This window comes from Paenibacillus rigui (assembly GCF_002234615.1).
Classification (GTDB): Bacteria; Bacillota; Bacilli; order Paenibacillales; family NBRC-103111; genus Paenibacillus_S; species Paenibacillus_S rigui.
In genome coordinates this window covers 41,662-58,888 of sequence record NZ_NMQW01000049.1, presented here as the reverse complement: position 1 = coordinate 58,888, position 17,227 = coordinate 41,662, and the positions used below count along the sequence as shown (strand labels likewise).

Below are 17,227 nucleotides of genomic sequence, written 5' to 3'. Positions count from 1 at the left end.
CTATCGAACTTACTGGATGAAGATTAGGAGTGATATCTTTCCATGTTCCAAAAAATAGATCATGTATACAATGCTTTAATCAAAGGCCTCAGTCCATTCCTTCAAGAGATGGGCTTTGACCTTAAAAAGAAAGAGACATTTAAAAAACAACTGAAAGAGTGTACCCAGGAATTAAATTTGGATTTACGTCGAATAAGAGGTCAAGAAGCTGGATATGTTTCGGCGTTACCCAACATTAGATTTGAAAATCTCGAAAAGATGACCTTCACCCTCAAAGGGGAAGACTACAAAAGAGGTTGGCCCACTGCCGCGGCGAATATTGGGAATCTTCAATCTAAAAGAGAATTTATTGAATGGCCACTTTCTTTAACTTCGGATCTATCTGGTCTTGTTGAGACCATTACGAACCAAATTCAGAAGAGCGCAGAGCCCTTTTGGAACGATTTCTCCAACTTAAACAGTCTAATTAAAGGATATGAAGCGGTTGACCCGAGAATTACACTCAATGGTCATGGTTATAGGTGGAGCTTAGCTGCCGGATACTGTTTAAGAAGCGAGTATGACAAAGCGATAACTCTCTTACTGAATTGGGATGCGGGCAGGCCCTCGGATTCAATAATTGAAAAAAGCATAAATACGATAAACCAACTAAAGCAGGACTCAACTACTCGGGGGTAATGATGATTTTTGAATCAGAAAATGGAGTCCATTATAAAAAAATAAAAAAAAATGACCTGGAAAATCATTTAAGAACCATTGATGGCTCTTCAAATTCCTATGCTATTTTAGAAAAAGAAGATGGTAGTTACATGCAAGTGGGTGGTGGCCCCATAAAATTTACAGTAGAGGTCAGAAAATATTTTTCAAGCAGTGACTTTACCCATAGGAAAGCAATACAAAAGGATTCCGCTAGTTCGGGAACAATGAAGATCATAATATCGGGTTCATTGGTTGAAGTTCAAACTAATCAAGTAATGAACTTGGAAACGGTAATCCTTTTATTCAAATCATTTTTGGAAGGCGAGGATTTCCCAACGACCGTAGAATGGGATGATATGACAAATATGTTTAAGTGATAATTTTAAACAACCTTGATTGGATTCATGCCTCTCAAGGTTGTTTTTTAATGGGGGAGAATGAACTCATCATTCAACGGATAGGGTGATCGTTTCTTTTTACTAAAGTAAATTGCCGACCAGTCAAACGGCCTTGCTACGACCATAACTTTCTCCAAGGGCACGATTTATGATTATGATAGTCTTGGGAAGGTGCTGTAATCTACCGAAGCAGGGAAATATTGCTCTGAAATATGATGCTAATAACCGGCTTGAGGAGAAGAACGCCTCTGGCTCTGGACGGCAGCGGGAATTGTACATGACCGATGGACGGGGCAAAGTGACCCAGTACGGTTATGGCGCTTTCGGGTGGATGCAGGCAGCGACGAACGCAGCGAGTCTGTCGATCCGTTACCAATATGATCTTGCCGGGAATGTCACTGGGATTACCGATCGCATGGATCATCATATCGCATACACTTACGACAGCCGCAACCTGCTGCTGAACAAGCAAGTCAAAGAAACCGGAGATGCGCTCAGCTATTCCTATGATGAAGCGGGTAACCGCCTGACCATGTCCGATGACAGCGGGACCAGCAGCTATACGTATGATAAGAAGAATCAACTGTTGAATATAAGCAGAGATGGCGCTGTTCAGATCTCCTACACCTATGACGCGGCAGGTAACATCGAATCTGTCATAGACAAAACGGGAGCGGCGACGACCTACACCTATGACAAGTCCAACCGGATGGAAACCGTTGTATTCAAGGGTCACACCACGACCTACAGCTACGATGAGAACGGGAACCGTCAAGCGATCTCCTACGAGGGAGGCGTCAAGGAAGAGTACTCCTTTGATCGAAATAATCGTGTGGTGACTTTGACCAACCACAAGCCGAATGGAGATGTCATCTCATCCTACAGCTATACATACGATGCTGCAGGACGGATTGCCAAGGTCGAGGCGCCAGGTAAAACGACCGTGTATGCCTACGACGGATCGGGCAATCGTCAGACGCTGAACGAGACGTATACCTCAGTCCAACCGAGCGGATACTTCGACCCGAACACCAAAGTCGAGGTGCAGTACAAGGTCAAGAAGAGTGAGTATGTCTACTCCAACACGAACGAGCTGCTGAAGCTTGTCGAGGCTATGTATGATGAAGCGGGCACGGAGCTGCTGGAGAAGACGACCAGCTACCAGTATGATGAGAATGGAAACCAAATTCGCCAGAAGGTAGGCTACATTCATCCGCATAACCGGAGCATGAGGCAGGTTACAGGCGGCAATCCGTATGGCGACAACGTGACCGACGAATTGAATACGTTGATTGAGAAGGTCAACAGCACCTATGATGGCTTCAACCAATTGAAGCAGATGGAGAAGCTCAAGGCCGGAGAACGTGTCACTGTCGATTATACGTACAATGGGGACGGTCTTAGAACGAAGAAGGTTGTACGCAGCTCCAAGGACAATTATGCGGAGAAAGTCACGAATTATCTCTATGACCGTCAGCACGTCGTTCTAGAAACCGATGCATCCGATCAGATGATCGTCCGCTATGTGCGAGGGATTAACTATATCGCCCGAGCAGACAGCTCGGATAAGCTTTCATACTATCTCTACAACGGTCACGGCGATGTGGTGCAAACGGTAAGTGCTGCAGGAGAGGTCGAGAACCAGTATGACTATGACGTGTTCGGCAACCCGACCTTGACTGTTGAGACAGGGTATACCAATGCAATCCGGTATGCAGGAGAGTTCATGGATGTGGAAACCGGGCTGTACTATCTGAGAGCACGTTACTATGACCCCTACACAGGGCGATTCATGTCCCAGGATAGCTACTGGGGCGAGGATACCAACCCACTTAGCTTGAACCTGTATACGTATGGGCATAACAATCCGATTATGTATATTGATCCTAGTGGGCATTCGGTACTCAGCAGTATTTTGACGTCTATTGTAGTAGGAGCTGTGGTGAAAGCAGTTGTTGACTATGTTACTGGGAATAGTAGTAGTTCATCAAGTGGCTCGTCCAGATCAAGTCGTGGTGGGGGCAGCTCACAAGCTGCTGAGAAAGCTAAGTCTATCTCTAAAGAGATTCAAAAGATGATGAGTAAAGCGGCGGATGTTGTTTTCGGTGTTAAAGGCAGCTCTGTAATTTCCCAAGGAAATAGCGCAGTGAGTTACGGGAATGCAAGGGATAGGGAGTTTAGCAGTTTGTTGAAGTCAAGTCTTCCAACGACTATTGATATGTTGAATGATTATTTGATGATATTAGGGAATAAAGAAAATAAGAAACATTTAGTGAGAATTGCTTCAATTGAAATAACATCAGGATTTTTTGATGAGTCTTCTAGTTCCTACAAACCAACATCGCAGGAATCTACAAATGGAGAAGAAAGTAGTATATTGGGAAAAATAGGGAAAATTGTTATTGGTGCAGCTCGAAAAGGCGGACTTCTCGTTACACCGTTTCATATTTCAGGACCTAGTATTCAAGTGACACCAATTAATATTGTAAAACCCGAACCCTTGATTCAAACTCAGGATAATTACAATGGACAACTTTAACGCAACCGGCAAATGCACAAGAGCCTATTGTTATCGCGGATCCTACTCCTCAACAAGAATCCCCTGATGTTGTATATTCAAACGATGGTGGAACTGAAGAGAAAGTAAGTGTGGGCGATGCTACTTATTACGAACAAGCGCTATTGCAAGAGCAACAAGATATGGCTGAGATGGATAGTGCCCAAAGGGTATCTGAAGAAATTTCTGCGTCTGAAGGGACTTCAAAAGATGAAAATGATGTCGCTATAGAAAACGCAAAAAAAATAACTCATATTGATAATCCTGCAGATCCATTTAGAGATGCATTTGGTGCTGGTTCAAAATCGCATCCAGAAGAATGGAACAACCTAATCATGGATATGGAGGAAAATGGGGTTGAGGTGGTTTATCGAGAAGGTGCAATGGGGTATGGGCCATTAAAAAAGGAGAACCAGGTCAGATTCTTATAGATCCTGAAGCTTTAAGACATGAATATAGCCACTATGAGGATGCTAAATCAAAAGGGTTCCCTTCAGCCGCCGAATCATATCAGGATTGGGAAGGGAGAATTGTAGATGAGCATAAAGCATATACAATTGAAATTAATGAAGCTAAAAGGTTAGGGCTGGATAATATAGCAGAACGACTTCAGAAGAACTTTGAAGCGGAGAAACAGTATATTTTGGATACATATGGGCCTATTAACGAATAAGAATATTTTGAAGGGACGATTTACTATGGCTTCAATAGCTGAATTAGCAGAAGAGATTAAAACTGATAAGATAAAAAATGAAGATTTAATAGTATGCTTAGAAGCTAAAAATTTAAGGGTTGTTGCTATGGCAATGTTTAAGTTGATTGAAAGAAATTATTGTGATTTAAGAATTGTAGAAAGGCTAGCTGAACTTGGAGAACTTATAACAGATAATAAATTTATTGGACCATGGCAGTTCGGACATGTTGCTATAGCTACACTATCTCTTATTGATAATGAGGATGCAAAAATTAAGTTTAATGAACTCGTTGATGGGCTAAGTAATAATGATAAATTTTTAGTAGATAATTTTATTAAATCAGAAACATATAAAGCATAGGGAGTATTTGTAGATTTGAGAATCCAGAGTTTATTTCTTTACAGACTCTTTTGATTCCCTAGGGGAGTCTCAATGGGAAGAATATTTTATCTTTCCCACCACAGCAATCCAAAAGAAACCTACAACCCTTCCATACCCTATACTTAAAAAGAAAGCACAAGGCTTTCGTTAAATATATTCACTGCATTTTCCTTTTTCCATTTCTCTTAAAATAACTCTAGAGGTGATCTGGCATGGCATTCCAAGCCCAACAAACATTCGTGAACTCGTAAAAGATTTGAACAAATCCGTTGAATTTTACACTGCGTTAGGCTTTGAATTTAACGCCCAATTTACGGATGCGAATGCAACTTGTATGATTATTAATGCCAACACGTTCGTGATGCTGCTGGTGGAGGACTTCTTCAAATCCTTCATTAAAAAAGAACTGGCCGGCCGACGTCACCCGTACCACTGAAGCGATTATGGCGATTTCCGCCGAGAGCCGAGCCCAAGTGGATGAGATCGTACATAAAGCACTTGCTGCTGGCGGGAAGCCGTCGAACGATCCTGTGGATCACGGTTTTATGTATTCCTGGAGCTTCCAGGACCCGGACGGTCATCTGTGGGAGCTGCTGTATATGGAGCCGGGGGCAGCCGAGCAAGCTTGATAATTTACAGCAGAGTCGCAAAGAAGCTCAACCAAACAGCTAGTCTTACAGCTGCCCTAATGTTCACAAACTGTTCACTTATGAAGAGGCATCCATTTTCTCTATAATAACAAGGGTAACTAGAGAGGATGATGGAAATTGCCGACAACGAAGAAAGAAAATTTTTATTTCGGGTTGATGATGTGCTCCGGAATGGTGTTATTCATGACGTTTTATAATTTATTTACAAATGGCTTGCTGGGCACGATCTCCTGGAAAGGGATACTTGTTCAATTGATGATGATCTTTGCTACTGCGTTCTTGTTGGAAATATTTATTGTCGGTCCGGTAGCGAAGAAAATTGCTTTTTCATTACCCTATGACAAGTCCAAGAAGGTGCTTGTGATTCTGTCCGTTGCGTTTTGTATGGTGAGCGGCATGGTTCTCTGCATGTCCCTATATGGATTGGTGACGGCATACTTGTCTAACCGGTTAACGGGTGAATCGTTAGTGGCAAGTTACTTTTCTTTGGTTTTGAAAAACTTTATTTTTGCTTTCCCTCTGCAGCTTCTCATTGTGGGACCGCTGGTCCGGTTTTTGTTTGTGAAATTCGTTAAGGGTAAAGCAATGACGGAATCGTTAAGCTGAAATTTGGAAATAGCTTTGCCAGTGCTGCCGGCCTGCCGGCAGTTTTTTTCTGCTGTAAGCGTCAAACTAAGCACACCTGTCCATGGTTTAAATCGGTCACAATAAACCCATCGTGCAAACGAAAGGATGAATTGTGAATGGAGAATTTACAGGCGTTATGGGCAGAACGAATCCAGGCTTATCAGGCCAGTGGGCAAACAATGAAAGCTTGGTGTACGGAGCGGAATCTGACTGTTCATCAATTAAAATACTGGCTCTACAAAGCCCAAAGACAAGATCAGACTGCTGCCACCACTACCTTCCGTCCGGTTACGATGACCCGTCAGGCCTCAGCAACCGAAACGCTTCAAATCCAAGTCGGGTTCGCTCGGATCGATGTTCGTTCTGGTTTTGAACCGGGGCTGCTTCGCGACGTGGTTGCGGCTCTTGCCCGTTATGCTGAGTTTCACTTCAGCTTCACCCGTATACCTGGCTTGTGGCGCAACCGACATACGTAATCCATTGACGGGCTTGCGGCGATCGTATAGGAGCAATTCGCGCTTAACCCATTTTCCTCGGCGCTGTTTGTGTTCTGCAACCGCAGGCGGGACAGGCTCAAAATTCTGCACTGGGATCATGCAGGCTTCTGGCTCTACTATCGCAGACTGAAACGGGGAACGTTTCAGTGGCCCGCAGGCGGCACGACCCCTTTGTGCCTTTCGCAATGAAATCGACAATAACCGCAGTGAGCGTTCGATCAAGCCGTTTGTGATCGGGCGAAAAAATTGGTTGTTTGCGAATACCCCGCGGGGAGCTACGGCCAGTGTTGCCATTTACAGAGTGATCGAGACGGCGAAAGAAAATGGCCTGCATCCGTTCAAGTACCTGATGTACCTGTTCGAGCAATTGCCGCAGCTTGCAGATCTGAAAGACCAGCATACATTGGAGCCTTAAATGCCGTGGTCGCCGTCACTACCGGACTCCTTCCGTCTCCCGTAATCTCTATCTATCATATACTCGCCCCCATCTGACTGCTAGGTGGGGGATATTTGACGCTCACGGATAAACAGAGACATATTAGCCGCTATAGACAAAGGCTTAGTTTAACTTTGTTGATTTTTATTAAGTTAACTGGCAGCATAGTTCAATAAGAAAGCTCCCAAAGTTGGGAAGGTCAGGAGGTTTGATAGTTTTGGTTCAAATATTGGCGTGGTGTACCATAAAAAGCAACCTGCCTATATTGTGGATAAATGGATAGGAAACGGATAAAGATGGGTGCATCTAGGAGGAAGGGATAGTGTGCGTAAAACGGACGGTCTCCATAGACAATTCCATTAATTGCAGTTGCCATTTCTTTTCTGAATATTTTAAAACGAGTATCTGCAACTTTTTGACTGAACTCCCCACCATCTACATAGGCTTTTCCTACTAAATATAAACGATCATGTGAATCTTTTTTCCATTCTGCTAATACTTCGTCACGCATTTTGGGGTCAATGGATTTATAATTGTACACATATCCAATATCTAAAAATAATTCTGCTGTAATATCTGAATGTGTGAGAGTATATTTCCTTTCTTCAACTGGTTGAGCGAAAGTGGCAGGTGGAATAAGTTTTACTGATAATTTTTGTGGATTAAAGACGGACATATAATCCTCCCTATATTAAGGTCAATGTGCTTAAGTCCCATATTTACTTTATGTGGATCAATAACTAAATGACTGTATTGATGCCCATGAAGTGCTTTTGCATATTACTCTGATTTATTGCTCTAACGGAAACGATAGTTGAGAGTTAACCTTCATATAGAGGCGATTTTCTTTTGGTCGGAAGTCAATAATACAATCAGGGATAACAGAGCCTAAATTGAAAGTAATTGCTGTCGGAATGAATTAACGATCATGCACAACGTGTTATCTCATAATCTTGAACTTGATAAGCTTCGTACTCTCGGGTACGCTCGATGGACGGTGCGTGTTGCGCTAGTAAAGCTGAATTTACTAACCGTACCATCATGCACCAAATAACGATATTTAGCTTACTTGGTTATGGTTATCACACCCAAAATGGAAAGACGAGCCTGATGCCTCTAAGGTGAATCAGGCTTTAAATAATTTGGCGAGAGCACTTCGTTAGGTTTATTAATTTGTTCTCACTGATTACTCAACACACGTAGAATCGGTGGCTTTGTTGGTGAGGGATAAATGTAGATAACAAAAATAGTCTGCCGCTGAGCACTTAAAGTCTGCCACTAAGCAAAATAAGTTTGCCGCTAAGCCGACCGAATTCAGGCATTTACCTGGTATTCGTTCGGCTTTTTCTTTTCCCAAGCAATTACCCTGGCTGATAACTCCATCATTCGCCGCGGCAACGTAAAATCCCGATTTAGCCTCATTTGTCTCCTTCAGATGATTAAAAGCCAATCCTTTACCCAATCTAAACCCTTGCCACGCCTACGCTTTTCCCCTTTTTTATCTCTCCATATGTTTTCTCAGGCATTTCCCAACCTGATCCCCAATCACTCTCCTCAAGCTATTTGAATGCTCTTTCCAATCGGTTTATTCAATCGAATTACCAGTCTAATTATGGTCTTTCCCTGTCATTTTGCATTTTTCCGGCAGTTTTTTTGTGCTGCAATAAAAGAAACATTTAAGACGTCTAATCATTAATGTCACTAGTTTATTTTAGAAAGGAATGGAAGGCATGCATGATTTTATTAGCGCCATTATCCTGGGGATGATCGAGGGCCTGACGGAGTTTTTGCCGGTTTCGTCGACAGGCCATTTGATCTTGGCCGGTGAATTGCTAGGCTTTGAGGGGGACGCAGCGACCACGTTCAAAATCGTAATCCAGCTTGGAGCCGTCATGGCCGTCCTGCTGCTGTATTGGAGCCGGTACATGAGCATGCTGAAAGGCCTGCTGGCGTTCGACTTCTCTGCACCCAAGAAGCTGAATGCCCTTCATATGATCATTTCTATGGTTCCTGCGCTCATCGTCTATTTGCTGTTGAAGGATTTCATTAAAGGTCGCTTGTTCGGACCAGGTCCCGTGCTGATTGGTCTAATTATTGGCGGTATGCTGATGATCATCGCCTCCCGGGCCCGAATCAAGGTCACCGCCGAGTCGACCGACGAGATCACTTACAAGCAGGCGCTTGGCATTGGGTTGTTCCAGTGTCTGGCGCTGTGGCCGGGCTTCTCCAGATCCGGCTCGACAATTTCGGGCGGGCTTCTGCTGGGTACGAGTCAAAAGGCGGCAGCCGATTTTACATTTATGATCTCGGTTCCGGTTATGCTCGGGGCTACGGTGCTGGACCTATACGACAGCCGCGATTTGTTGACGGGGGATGCGCTGCTGCTTTTTCTGATCGGCTTCATTACCGCCTTTGTGGTGGCAATGCTTGCTGTCGTGACGTTCCTGAACCTGATCAAGCGGCTTAAGCTGGAATGGTTCGCGATCTATCGCTTTGTGCTGGCTATTGTGTTCTATTTGCTGGTGATGTAGGCTTCCACGTAGGATAGTTCGTATGAGAAAACCTCTATCAAAGCCTTGCGAAGATGAGCGACCGCGTTCAGCGGTTGGTTTTATCGCCAATAAGAATTTTGTTTTCCGACTCATCGGAAACTTATAAATTCATATATGGTAAAAAAAGAAGACAGCCGATCTCCGGCTGTCTTGTTCTTTAAAGATAGGGATTGCGGCTGCCTTAGCCCATCAGCTTCGGCTTCGCAGCATAAGCGCTTTCATCGGCAGGCTCTTCTGCCGCTTCTTCAATGACTTGATTCGGGTCGAACTGACCCTCCATCTTCGCAATCACAACCGTAGCGACGCTGTTGCCGATCAGGTTCGTAATGGCGCGGGCTTCGGACATGAAGCGGTCAACGCCGAGCAGCAGTGCCATGCCTTCCATCGGAATGACGTTACCCGGAATGGCGGCAAGGGTAGCGGCCAGGGTGACGAAGCCGGAGCCGGTCACGCCGGCCGCGCCTTTGGATGTCAGCATCAGCACGCCGAGCAGCGTCAGCACTTGGACCCAGCTCATTTCGACGCCATAGGCTTGGGCGATGAACAGGGCGGCCATGGACAGGTAGATCGAGGTACCGTCCAGGTTGAACGAATAGCCTGTCGGCACGACCAAACCGACAACCGATTTGGAACAGCCGTATTTCTCCAGCCGCTGCATCAAGCGAGGCAGAGCGGACTCGGAGGAGGAAGTACCCAGGACAAGCAAAATTTCCTCTTTAATAAATTTAAGCAGGTTAACAATGCTGAAGCCGTAGACCCGGGCGATGCTGCCCAGAATCAGGAAAACAAACAGGAACATCGTAATGTAGACGGAGCCCATCATTTTGCCGAGCGAGAACAGTGAGCCGATCCCGAATTTACCGATGGTGTAGGCCATCGCGCCGCCGGCCGCGAACGGCGAGAAGCGCATGATCAGAGCTACAAGCTTGAAGAAGATTTCATTCAGCTTCTCGAAGAAGGAGGTAACCGGTTTCGCCCGGTCGCCCAGCATGGACATCGCAAGTCCGAACATGACAGAGAAGAAGAGCACCGGCAGCATCTCGCCCTTGGCAAACGCGCCGACCATGCTGTCCGGGATGACGCTAAGGAGGAAATCCATGAAGCCGTGCGGCGTTTCCGCCGCCTGCTTCGCGTATTTGGCAACCTCGGCAGCATTGCTGCCGACCTTGCTCACATCCATGCCTGTACCCGGACGAATTACGTACATGACGGCGATCCCGATCGCCATCGCGAAGGTAGTGACGATCTCAAAGTACAGCAGCGCTTTGCCGCCGATGCGGCCGATTTTTTTCATATCGCCCATGTTGGCAAAGCCAATGACGATCGTGAAGAATACGATGGGAGCAATGACCATTTTGATCATTTTGACGAAAATATCGCCCAATACCTTCAGCTGAACGCCGAAGGCGGGGAACAATTGTCCAATGACAATACCGATCACGATGGCTAGCAGCACTTGCACGGTCAAGTTTTTCAGATTGAGTCTCATGCTATCCCTCTTTTCTATTAATAGACGGTAACTGGCTTCGGCGAGGTTGGCGCTGCTTTGCGGGCCACCCCGGACTCATAAGCGGCTTGAATGACCGCTTCGCGGACGGTTTCGACAACCGAGGCGTTGAACACGCTCGGGATAATGTAATATTCGTTCAGCTCCTCGTCGCTGACCACGGAGGCGATAGCTTTGGCAGCGGCCAGCTTCATCTCTTCGGTCACGCGGGAGGCGCGGCAATCGAGAATGCCACGGAAAATGCCGGGGAAGCAGAGCACGTTGTTGATTTGGTTCGGGTAGTCCGAACGGCCGGTCGCCATGACGCGGACGTAAGGCTCCGCTTCCTCGGGCGAAATCTCCGGCGTTGGATTCGCCATCGCGAACACGATAGGGTCCTTCGCCATTTGCTGCAGGTCGGTCACCTTCAGCACGCCCGGACCGGACACGCCGATGAAGACGTCCGCACCGCGGATCACTTCGGATAACGAACCGGATAAGCCTTCCGGATTCGTATTCTCTGCGTACCATTGCCATGCGCGGTTCTCGTACGTTTCGCCGCGGACGATAGCTCCGGCGCGGTCGACGCCGATGATGTTGGTGACGCCGGCAGCCAGCAGCATTTTGGAGCAGGCGATGCCTGCGGCGCCGATGCCGCATACGACGATCTTCAGGTCTTCCATCCGTTTGCCGACAAGCTTAACGGCATTAAGCAATCCGGCCAGCAGAACGACGGCCGTACCGTGCTGGTCATCGTGGAACACGGGGATGTCCAGCTCTTCGATCAAGCGTTGCTCGATCTCGAAGCAGCGCGGCGAGGAAATGTCCTCCAGGTTAATGCCGCCGAACGAAGGGGCAATGGCTTTGACGATCTGGATAATTTCCTCCGTGTCCTGCGTATTCAGGCAGATCGGGAAGGCGTCGACCCCGGCAAACTGCTTGAACAGGACCGCTTTCCCTTCCATGACCGGCATCGCGGCTTCAGGGCCGATATTGCCAAGGCCGAGAACAGCGGAGCCGTCGGAGACCACCGCGATCGTGTTCCGCTTGATGGTAAGCGAGTGGGCGCGCGACGGCTTTTCGTGAATGGCCATGCACACGCGGGCGACACCCGGCGTATAGACGCGGGATAGATCGTCCCGGTTTTTGATCGGCGTTTTCGGTGTGGTTTCGATTTTGCCTCCGATGTGCAGCAGGAACGTCTGGTCGGAGACGTGAACGACTTTGACACCGTTTACAGCGTTGACCGCTTCCACGATCAGCTCCGTCTGCTTTTGGTCATATACATTCACGGTGATATCCCGTACGGTAATCGTTTTGTCGGAGCGGCCTACGTCTATAGCTACGATATCTCCTCCGGCATCGCCAACCGCTGCGGCGACTTGGGCGAAGGAGCTGGTTTCTTTGTTCATCTCCAGACGGAGAATAATGCTGGTGCTTGCACCTGATGGAATGGCCATAGGACCCTCACTTCCTTAGCATTGCGCTAATCAATTTTGGTATGCCCCCATGATATCGCTTACATGTGTTTATGGGAATCATTTGACCATAATGGTTGTTTTGGTCTTTTTGGTCACGGGAAATGAGGTGGGGAAATTAGGCGAGGGAGGGTCCCTATAGAGCTCTGAATAGCTGGGAATCGGGGAATGGAGGTATAAAAAAGGATATTCCGATATTTTGTGAAACGAGCTTAAATGAAAAAAGCGACTTTTCATTCAGAATTGAATGAGAATTCGCTTTTTTTCATGTTCTTCGCTAGCTCTTTTTACTTCATAAGTGTCCATATTCCCTTGAGATGTAATTCGTTTGGCGCCGCTCTCAAGCCGTGTCGATGCTCTCCAGGAAGTCGAGGATCGCGGTCGACAGAGCTGCCGGTGCCTCCAGGGCGGCGTAGTGGCCGACGCCTTCGAGTTGCACGGATTTGAAACCGCCTGCCGTGATCTGGCTCACGGTTTCTGCGGTGAACGGTCCGCCACCAGCACCGATAGCCAGGGCTGGCATGGTCAGTGGGCTCGTTTTGGCGAGTGCCTTGACACTGTCGCCTTCGGTAAGCATCGACTGGTAGAGACCGATCGCTCCGCGCCAACCGTTGGGACGGGAGTACGTGCGGACGAACTCGTCAATGTCGGTGTCAGTGATCGACCCCTGAACTGCGGTCATGGCCGGGAATGCCCAATCGCCTAGGAACTCCCGTTCGCGACCGGCGAGCAGCATCTCGGGGATGCCGGGTGCTGCCATGACGCCAATATGCCAGGAGCCGCCGTGAGTGATGTCGCCCAGGCCTTCGAGCCCGAATCCGGGAAGGCCCATCTCGATCGCGGTGAAGCTGCGAACATCTTCCGGATGCGTGGCCGCGAGTCGGAACACCGCGGATCCACTGATATCCTGCCCCGTGAGGTGCACCGGACCTACGTTGAGCTGCCCGATGAGAAGATGCAGATCTTCGGCAGATGCCGTGCTGTCGTAGTCGCCCTCGGCATTGCTCGAATCACCGAAGCCGCGCAAGTCGACGGCAAATACCCGGTGGTTCAGGGCAAGCAAAGGAATGAGCTTGTGGAACGCCCACCAGGTCTCTGGGAACCCGTGGACCAACAGGATTGGGGAGCCGGCAATGCCAGCGGACACGTAGTGAATCGTGGCTCCGTTGACCTGCGCCATGTGATGCGCGATTCCAGGAATCGACGTGCTTGAAGTTGTGATGCTCATTTTTGAACCTCCTCATTTAGACAACCTTGTTCCCAACTATAGACAACCTGGTTGTCTTTGTCAAGTGATTCCTCTACTCTGAATGCATGTCATTGATTTCGTTTTTTTTGAGATTGATCCCAGGATTAATATGAGGTAGCGCTAGGTCTTCTTTATTGGCATAGCATATTGAAACAATAAATTTATTATTGATCTAAAAAGTTTTTTTGTATGATCACTTGAGTTTGAGTGAACTTTGAAATATTCTTCGAATAGTCCCTCGTGAATGTCAGAGAGGAGTATGTTGTTTTTATTGCACTGATTAAGAAAATAGTAAAGACCGTCTAGCTGCTTTAAATAGTGCAGTTATTCGGAAATAAACAATCAGGTTGATGGGAACAAGCAAATAAAAGCTAGTGAAGGATGCTGCTTTGGATTAGAGTAGATAGAAACGCGCTAATAAAGGAAGGGTTGTGATCCACTTGAGCGAAAGAAAACAGAATATTTTGGAACCCCTAACAAAAGGAACGCATACGCCGCAGCATCGATCTGGCGCCAATCTCGCGCTCCTCCTCCTAGGCTGCTACCGCACGCTTGTAGACGCCGCGATGGTCGACCTGGCCGCTCGTGGGTACGACGATTTCCGTCCAGTCCACGACTTCGCGATGCGCGCTATCGCCGCAGGTGCCGATAGCGCCTCGGATTTGGGTCGTCGCATGTCTGTCTCGAAGCAAGCGGCATCGAAGACGATCGCAGTTCTCCTCGATCGTGGTTATGTATCGCGCGACTCGGACCCCGACGATGCTCGTCGCAAACGGCTGCAGGTCACCCCTCTCGGCTTGGACGTCTTGCGACAGGGGGAAGCGATTTTCGATGAGCTGCGCGAGAAATGGGAACAGCAGATTGGCGTCTCGGAACTCGCAACGCTCGAGGCGCGGTTGACGACGCTTATCGGAGACGGAGCCGTTCGAATAGATGCGCCCGGCTGGATCGCGCAAGACCTCGGCTGAACACGGGTGAAACCCAGATGTGCGTCAGCGCCGACTACAAGGTCATGTAGTGAGAACGTTCCTGTTTTGGGGAGACACGTGGCGTGCCTTTCCTAATCATATGCATGGCCTCGATTCCCTTTAACGTCTGTTCTGCAGTTAGAAATGACCATTTTCTCGAAATATTGGATTGAGGCTTTCGCGCTAAAAAAACAACTGCCTGCAGCAGCGCTGGCAGGCAGTCGTTTATGAATGGAATGGTGATTCGGGGAAGAGAGGCTGTTTCAGTTCTCCTTCAGCATTCGGAAAACCTGCTCCACGTCCTTATCGCCGCGGCCGGATAAATTAATGATGATCAGCTGATCCCTGCTCATCGTAGGCGCAAGCTTCTTGGCGTACGCAACCGCATGCGCACTCTCCAGGGCGGGAATAATGCCTTCCGTGCGGGAAAGCTCCTGGAATGCCTCCAACACCTCCTGATTGGATACGGTCACATATTCGGCCCGTCCACTGACCTTCAGGTGGCTGTGCTCCGGTCCGATGCCCGGATAGTCGAGACCTGCTGCGATGGAATAGGTCGGACGCGGGTTGCCTTCCTCATCGAGCAGCACCAGGCATTTGAAGCCGTGGATAACGCTGGGCACACCCTCCGTTAATGTTGCCGCTTGGTCAGGCTCGACGCCGATCAGCCGGACGGAAGGCTCGTCCAGGTAATGAGCAAAAGCGCCGATAGCATTGCTGCCGCCGCCGACACAAGCGAGCACCGCATCCGGCAGCCGGCCTTCCTTCTCAAGAATTTGCCGCTTGGATTCCTCGCTCATGACGGACTGGAAGTGCTTGACCATCGAAGGAAACGGATGCGGACCTACGGCGGAACCGAGCAGGTAAAATGTATTTTGGTAATTTTCGATCAGATCGTTCAGGGCTTCGTCCACGGCATCCTTCAAGCGTCCTTGTCCCTTCTCCACCGGTACCACCGTGGCACCGAGCAGCTCCATCCGAAAGACGTTCAACGCTTGGCGGCGGGTATCCTCAGCCCCCATATAAATGACGCAGTCCATATTGAACATGGCGCAGGCTGTAGCTGTCGCAACACCGTGCTGTCCGGCGCCGGTTTCGGCGATGACCCGCTTGGCGCCCATGCGCTTGGCAAGCAGGATTTGCCCGATGACATTATTAATTTTGTGAGCGCCAGTATGGTTCAAATCTTCGCGCTTTAAATAAACCTTGGCACCGCCCCACAGGTCGGTCAGCTGGCTGGCATAGGTTAGCGGGTTTTCGCGTCCGACGTATTCCTTCAAATAATAGCGGAATTCCTCGTTAAACTCGGGATCGTCCTTGTACTTATAGAATTGGGCACTTAAATAATCCAGTACTTCCTGCAAGGCCGGAGGGACGAAGCTGCCTCCAAACTCGCCGAAATACCCTTGCTGGCCTGATGCTTGACTCATTTTGACTACCCCCAATATTCGAAATGAAAGCGCACTCTTTTATCTTAGAAAAGGATCGGCACTTTGTCAAAAACGAATTTCCGAAAGTGCCCGGTTCGTGGCGCCACGGCTCGCTCCCGCGTGCTGCGATAGGAGTTCGTCGCGCAAAGCTATACTACTTGCGCGGTCTTCGCGGTAAAGCAGCAAGAATCCAAGAGAATCATCGGAGCACAGCGGTATGAAGCATGTGTGCTCGTGCAAATCCAGCACTGCTCTTACAGGGTGCTATTTGCCGTTCAAAATATATTTGTTCACCGGCCGTCCGACGCCGTATTGCAGATCGAGGCGCACCTGCCCGTGCTTCTCCAGATAATCCAGATACCTCCGCGCCGTGACGCGCGCGATGCCGACACCCTCGGCTACTTCCTCCGCGGACAGCGGCGTGCTGCACACGGACAGAAACTGGACGATTTGCTTGAGCGTGATGGCTTGCAGTCCCTTGGGCAGCTCCTCGGAAGCCGCTAAGCCTGCCGCCTGGATCGACGGCGAAGCCGGTGCCGGCGAAATGACCGGCTCCCCCGGGGAGGTATGGCCGAACAGAAGATAATCGAGCTGCTGCTGGGATATGTTCTGGATGGCCTGCAGCGACTGCTTTTTGCTGCGAAACTGCTCCAGCGCCTGCTGGACGCGCTCGAATTTGAACGGCTTTATGATGTAGTCGATAGCTCCGTTTTGCAGCATGTGCTGAATGGTTTGCTTATCGTTGGCCGCGCTGATGACAATAACATCGACCTGCAGTCCTTCGGCTCGGATGGCTGTCAGCGTGTTCATACCGTCCATCATGGGCATGAACACATCGAGAATGAGCAAATCCGGCAGCAGCTCCCGGGTCATGGACAAGCCGTCCGCACCGTTGGAAGCCGTGCCGATGATACGGAAGCCGTCGACCCGTTCGACGAATTGCCGGTTCACCTCCTGTACCATCGGATCGTCCTCGACAAGGAGGACCCGGTAGGAAACTTGCCCCCCGTTCTGATGAGGCTCCGGGCGGTTATGTGGATCGGTTAGGTTCATGGTATGCACCTCGCTTTTTTGCGGAATGGGATGGAAGGGGAGGGGTGGAAAAGCTGCGGCCGTCCCGGCCG

General features: G+C 48.7%; 16 protein-coding genes and 3 pseudogenes. 13 read left to right on the top strand and 6 right to left on the bottom strand.

The genetic code is table 11. The annotated features are described in order from the left end of the window. Nucleotides 1–42: 42 nt before the first annotated feature. The 10 genes and pseudogenes from CF651_RS26475 to CF651_RS26430 all read left to right on the top strand — a co-directional run. A complete protein-coding gene (locus tag CF651_RS26475; protein ID WP_094017867.1) occupies nucleotides 43–678 on the top strand; it encodes a hypothetical protein in 636 nt (211 codons plus the stop codon). Beyond that, nucleotides 678–1,076, top strand: a complete 399-nt coding sequence (locus CF651_RS26470) for a hypothetical protein (RefSeq protein ID WP_144029115.1) — start codon at nucleotides 678–680, stop codon at nucleotides 1,074–1,076. Before CF651_RS26475 ends, CF651_RS26470 begins: the two co-directional genes overlap by 1 nt. 169 nt (nucleotides 1,077–1,245) lie before the next feature. Further along, complete coding sequence (locus tag CF651_RS26465) at nucleotides 1,246–3,636, top strand: RHS repeat domain-containing protein (protein WP_094017865.1); 2,391 nt, start codon at nucleotides 1,246–1,248, stop codon at nucleotides 3,634–3,636. A 110-nt stretch (nucleotides 3,637–3,746) separates the two neighbouring features. Then, nucleotides 3,747–4,085, top strand: coding sequence for a hypothetical protein (locus tag CF651_RS26460; RefSeq protein ID WP_094017864.1), 339 nt, complete (start codon nucleotides 3,747–3,749; stop codon nucleotides 4,083–4,085). Between the two features lie 267 nt (nucleotides 4,086–4,352). Beyond that, the gene (locus CF651_RS26455; RefSeq protein WP_144029114.1) at nucleotides 4,353–4,709 is read left to right on the top strand and encodes a hypothetical protein; all 357 of its coding nucleotides are present in this window, start codon (nucleotides 4,353–4,355) and stop codon (nucleotides 4,707–4,709) included. Nucleotides 4,710–4,942: 233 nt separating this feature from the next. After that, a pseudogene (locus CF651_RS26450) lies at nucleotides 4,943–5,359 on the top strand (VOC family protein). Nucleotides 5,360–5,497: 138 nt separating this feature from the next. Beyond that, a complete protein-coding gene (locus CF651_RS26445; RefSeq protein WP_094017862.1) occupies nucleotides 5,498–5,986 on the top strand; it encodes a DUF2798 domain-containing protein in 489 nt (162 codons plus the stop codon). Nucleotides 5,987–6,123: 137 nt separating this feature from the next. Then, the gene (gene tnpA / locus CF651_RS26440; protein WP_094017861.1) at nucleotides 6,124–6,483 is read left to right on the top strand and encodes an IS66 family insertion sequence element accessory protein TnpA; all 360 of its coding nucleotides are present in this window, start codon (nucleotides 6,124–6,126) and stop codon (nucleotides 6,481–6,483) included. 69 nt (nucleotides 6,484–6,552) lie between these two features. Further along, nucleotides 6,553–6,693: an IS66 family insertion sequence element accessory protein TnpB gene (gene tnpB, locus CF651_RS33440; protein WP_179233009.1), complete on the top strand. Its 141-nt coding sequence runs from the start codon at nucleotides 6,553–6,555 to the stop codon at nucleotides 6,691–6,693. Next, nucleotides 6,686–6,919 (top strand): annotated as a pseudogene (locus tag CF651_RS26430) (IS66 family transposase); the annotation flags it as partial. The gene tnpB and the pseudogene CF651_RS26430, both read left to right, overlap by 8 nt. A 220-nt stretch (nucleotides 6,920–7,139) precedes the next feature. Here the strand turns inward: CF651_RS26430 and CF651_RS26425 are convergent. Then, complete coding sequence (locus CF651_RS26425; protein WP_094017859.1) at nucleotides 7,140–7,616, bottom strand: staygreen family protein; 477 nt, start codon at nucleotides 7,614–7,616, stop codon at nucleotides 7,140–7,142. Between the two features lie 1,054 nt (nucleotides 7,617–8,670). On the opposite strand from CF651_RS26425, the gene CF651_RS26420 reads away from it, so the two are divergent. Then, nucleotides 8,671–9,471: an undecaprenyl-diphosphate phosphatase gene (locus CF651_RS26420; protein ID WP_094017858.1), complete on the top strand. Its 801-nt coding sequence runs from the start codon at nucleotides 8,671–8,673 to the stop codon at nucleotides 9,469–9,471. A gap of 202 nt (nucleotides 9,472–9,673) precedes the next feature. Here CF651_RS26420 and CF651_RS26415 read toward each other — a convergent pair whose 3' ends face one another. The 3 genes from CF651_RS26415 to CF651_RS26405 all read right to left on the bottom strand — a co-directional run bounded on the left by CF651_RS26415 (nucleotide 9,674) and on the right by CF651_RS26405 (nucleotide 13,684). Then, on the bottom strand, nucleotides 9,674–10,981 hold the full coding sequence (locus CF651_RS26415; protein WP_094017857.1) for a dicarboxylate/amino acid:cation symporter: 1,308 nt from the start codon (nucleotides 10,979–10,981) through the stop codon (nucleotides 9,674–9,676). Between the two features lie 17 nt (nucleotides 10,982–10,998). Then, entirely contained in the window at nucleotides 10,999–12,438 is a 1,440-nt protein-coding gene (locus CF651_RS26410) for an NAD-dependent malic enzyme (protein WP_094017856.1), read from the bottom strand. 358 nt (nucleotides 12,439–12,796) lie between these two features. Continuing rightward, nucleotides 12,797–13,684, bottom strand: coding sequence for an alpha/beta fold hydrolase (locus CF651_RS26405; protein WP_094017855.1), 888 nt, complete (start codon nucleotides 13,682–13,684; stop codon nucleotides 12,797–12,799). Between the two features lie 461 nt (nucleotides 13,685–14,145). Between CF651_RS26405 and CF651_RS26400 the strand changes: the two genes are divergently transcribed. Then, complete coding sequence (locus tag CF651_RS26400) at nucleotides 14,146–14,673, top strand: MarR family winged helix-turn-helix transcriptional regulator (protein ID WP_218827877.1); 528 nt, start codon at nucleotides 14,146–14,148, stop codon at nucleotides 14,671–14,673. A 263-nt stretch (nucleotides 14,674–14,936) separates the two neighbouring features. On the opposite strand, the gene trpB is transcribed toward CF651_RS26400, so the two are convergent. Next, nucleotides 14,937–16,103 (bottom strand): tryptophan synthase subunit beta, encoded by a 1,167-nt coding sequence (gene trpB / locus CF651_RS26395; RefSeq protein ID WP_094017854.1) that lies wholly within the window; start codon nucleotides 16,101–16,103, stop codon nucleotides 14,937–14,939. Between the two features lie 134 nt (nucleotides 16,104–16,237). Between trpB and CF651_RS32035 the strand changes: the two are divergent. After that, nucleotides 16,238–16,324: pseudogene (locus CF651_RS32035) on the top strand (50S ribosomal protein L19); the annotation flags it as partial. A gap of 43 nt (nucleotides 16,325–16,367) precedes the next feature. Here CF651_RS32035 and CF651_RS26385 read toward each other — a convergent pair. Beyond that, nucleotides 16,368–17,156: a response regulator gene (locus CF651_RS26385; RefSeq protein WP_094017852.1), complete on the bottom strand. Its 789-nt coding sequence runs from the start codon at nucleotides 17,154–17,156 to the stop codon at nucleotides 16,368–16,370. Between the last annotated feature and the right edge of the window lie 71 nt (nucleotides 17,157–17,227).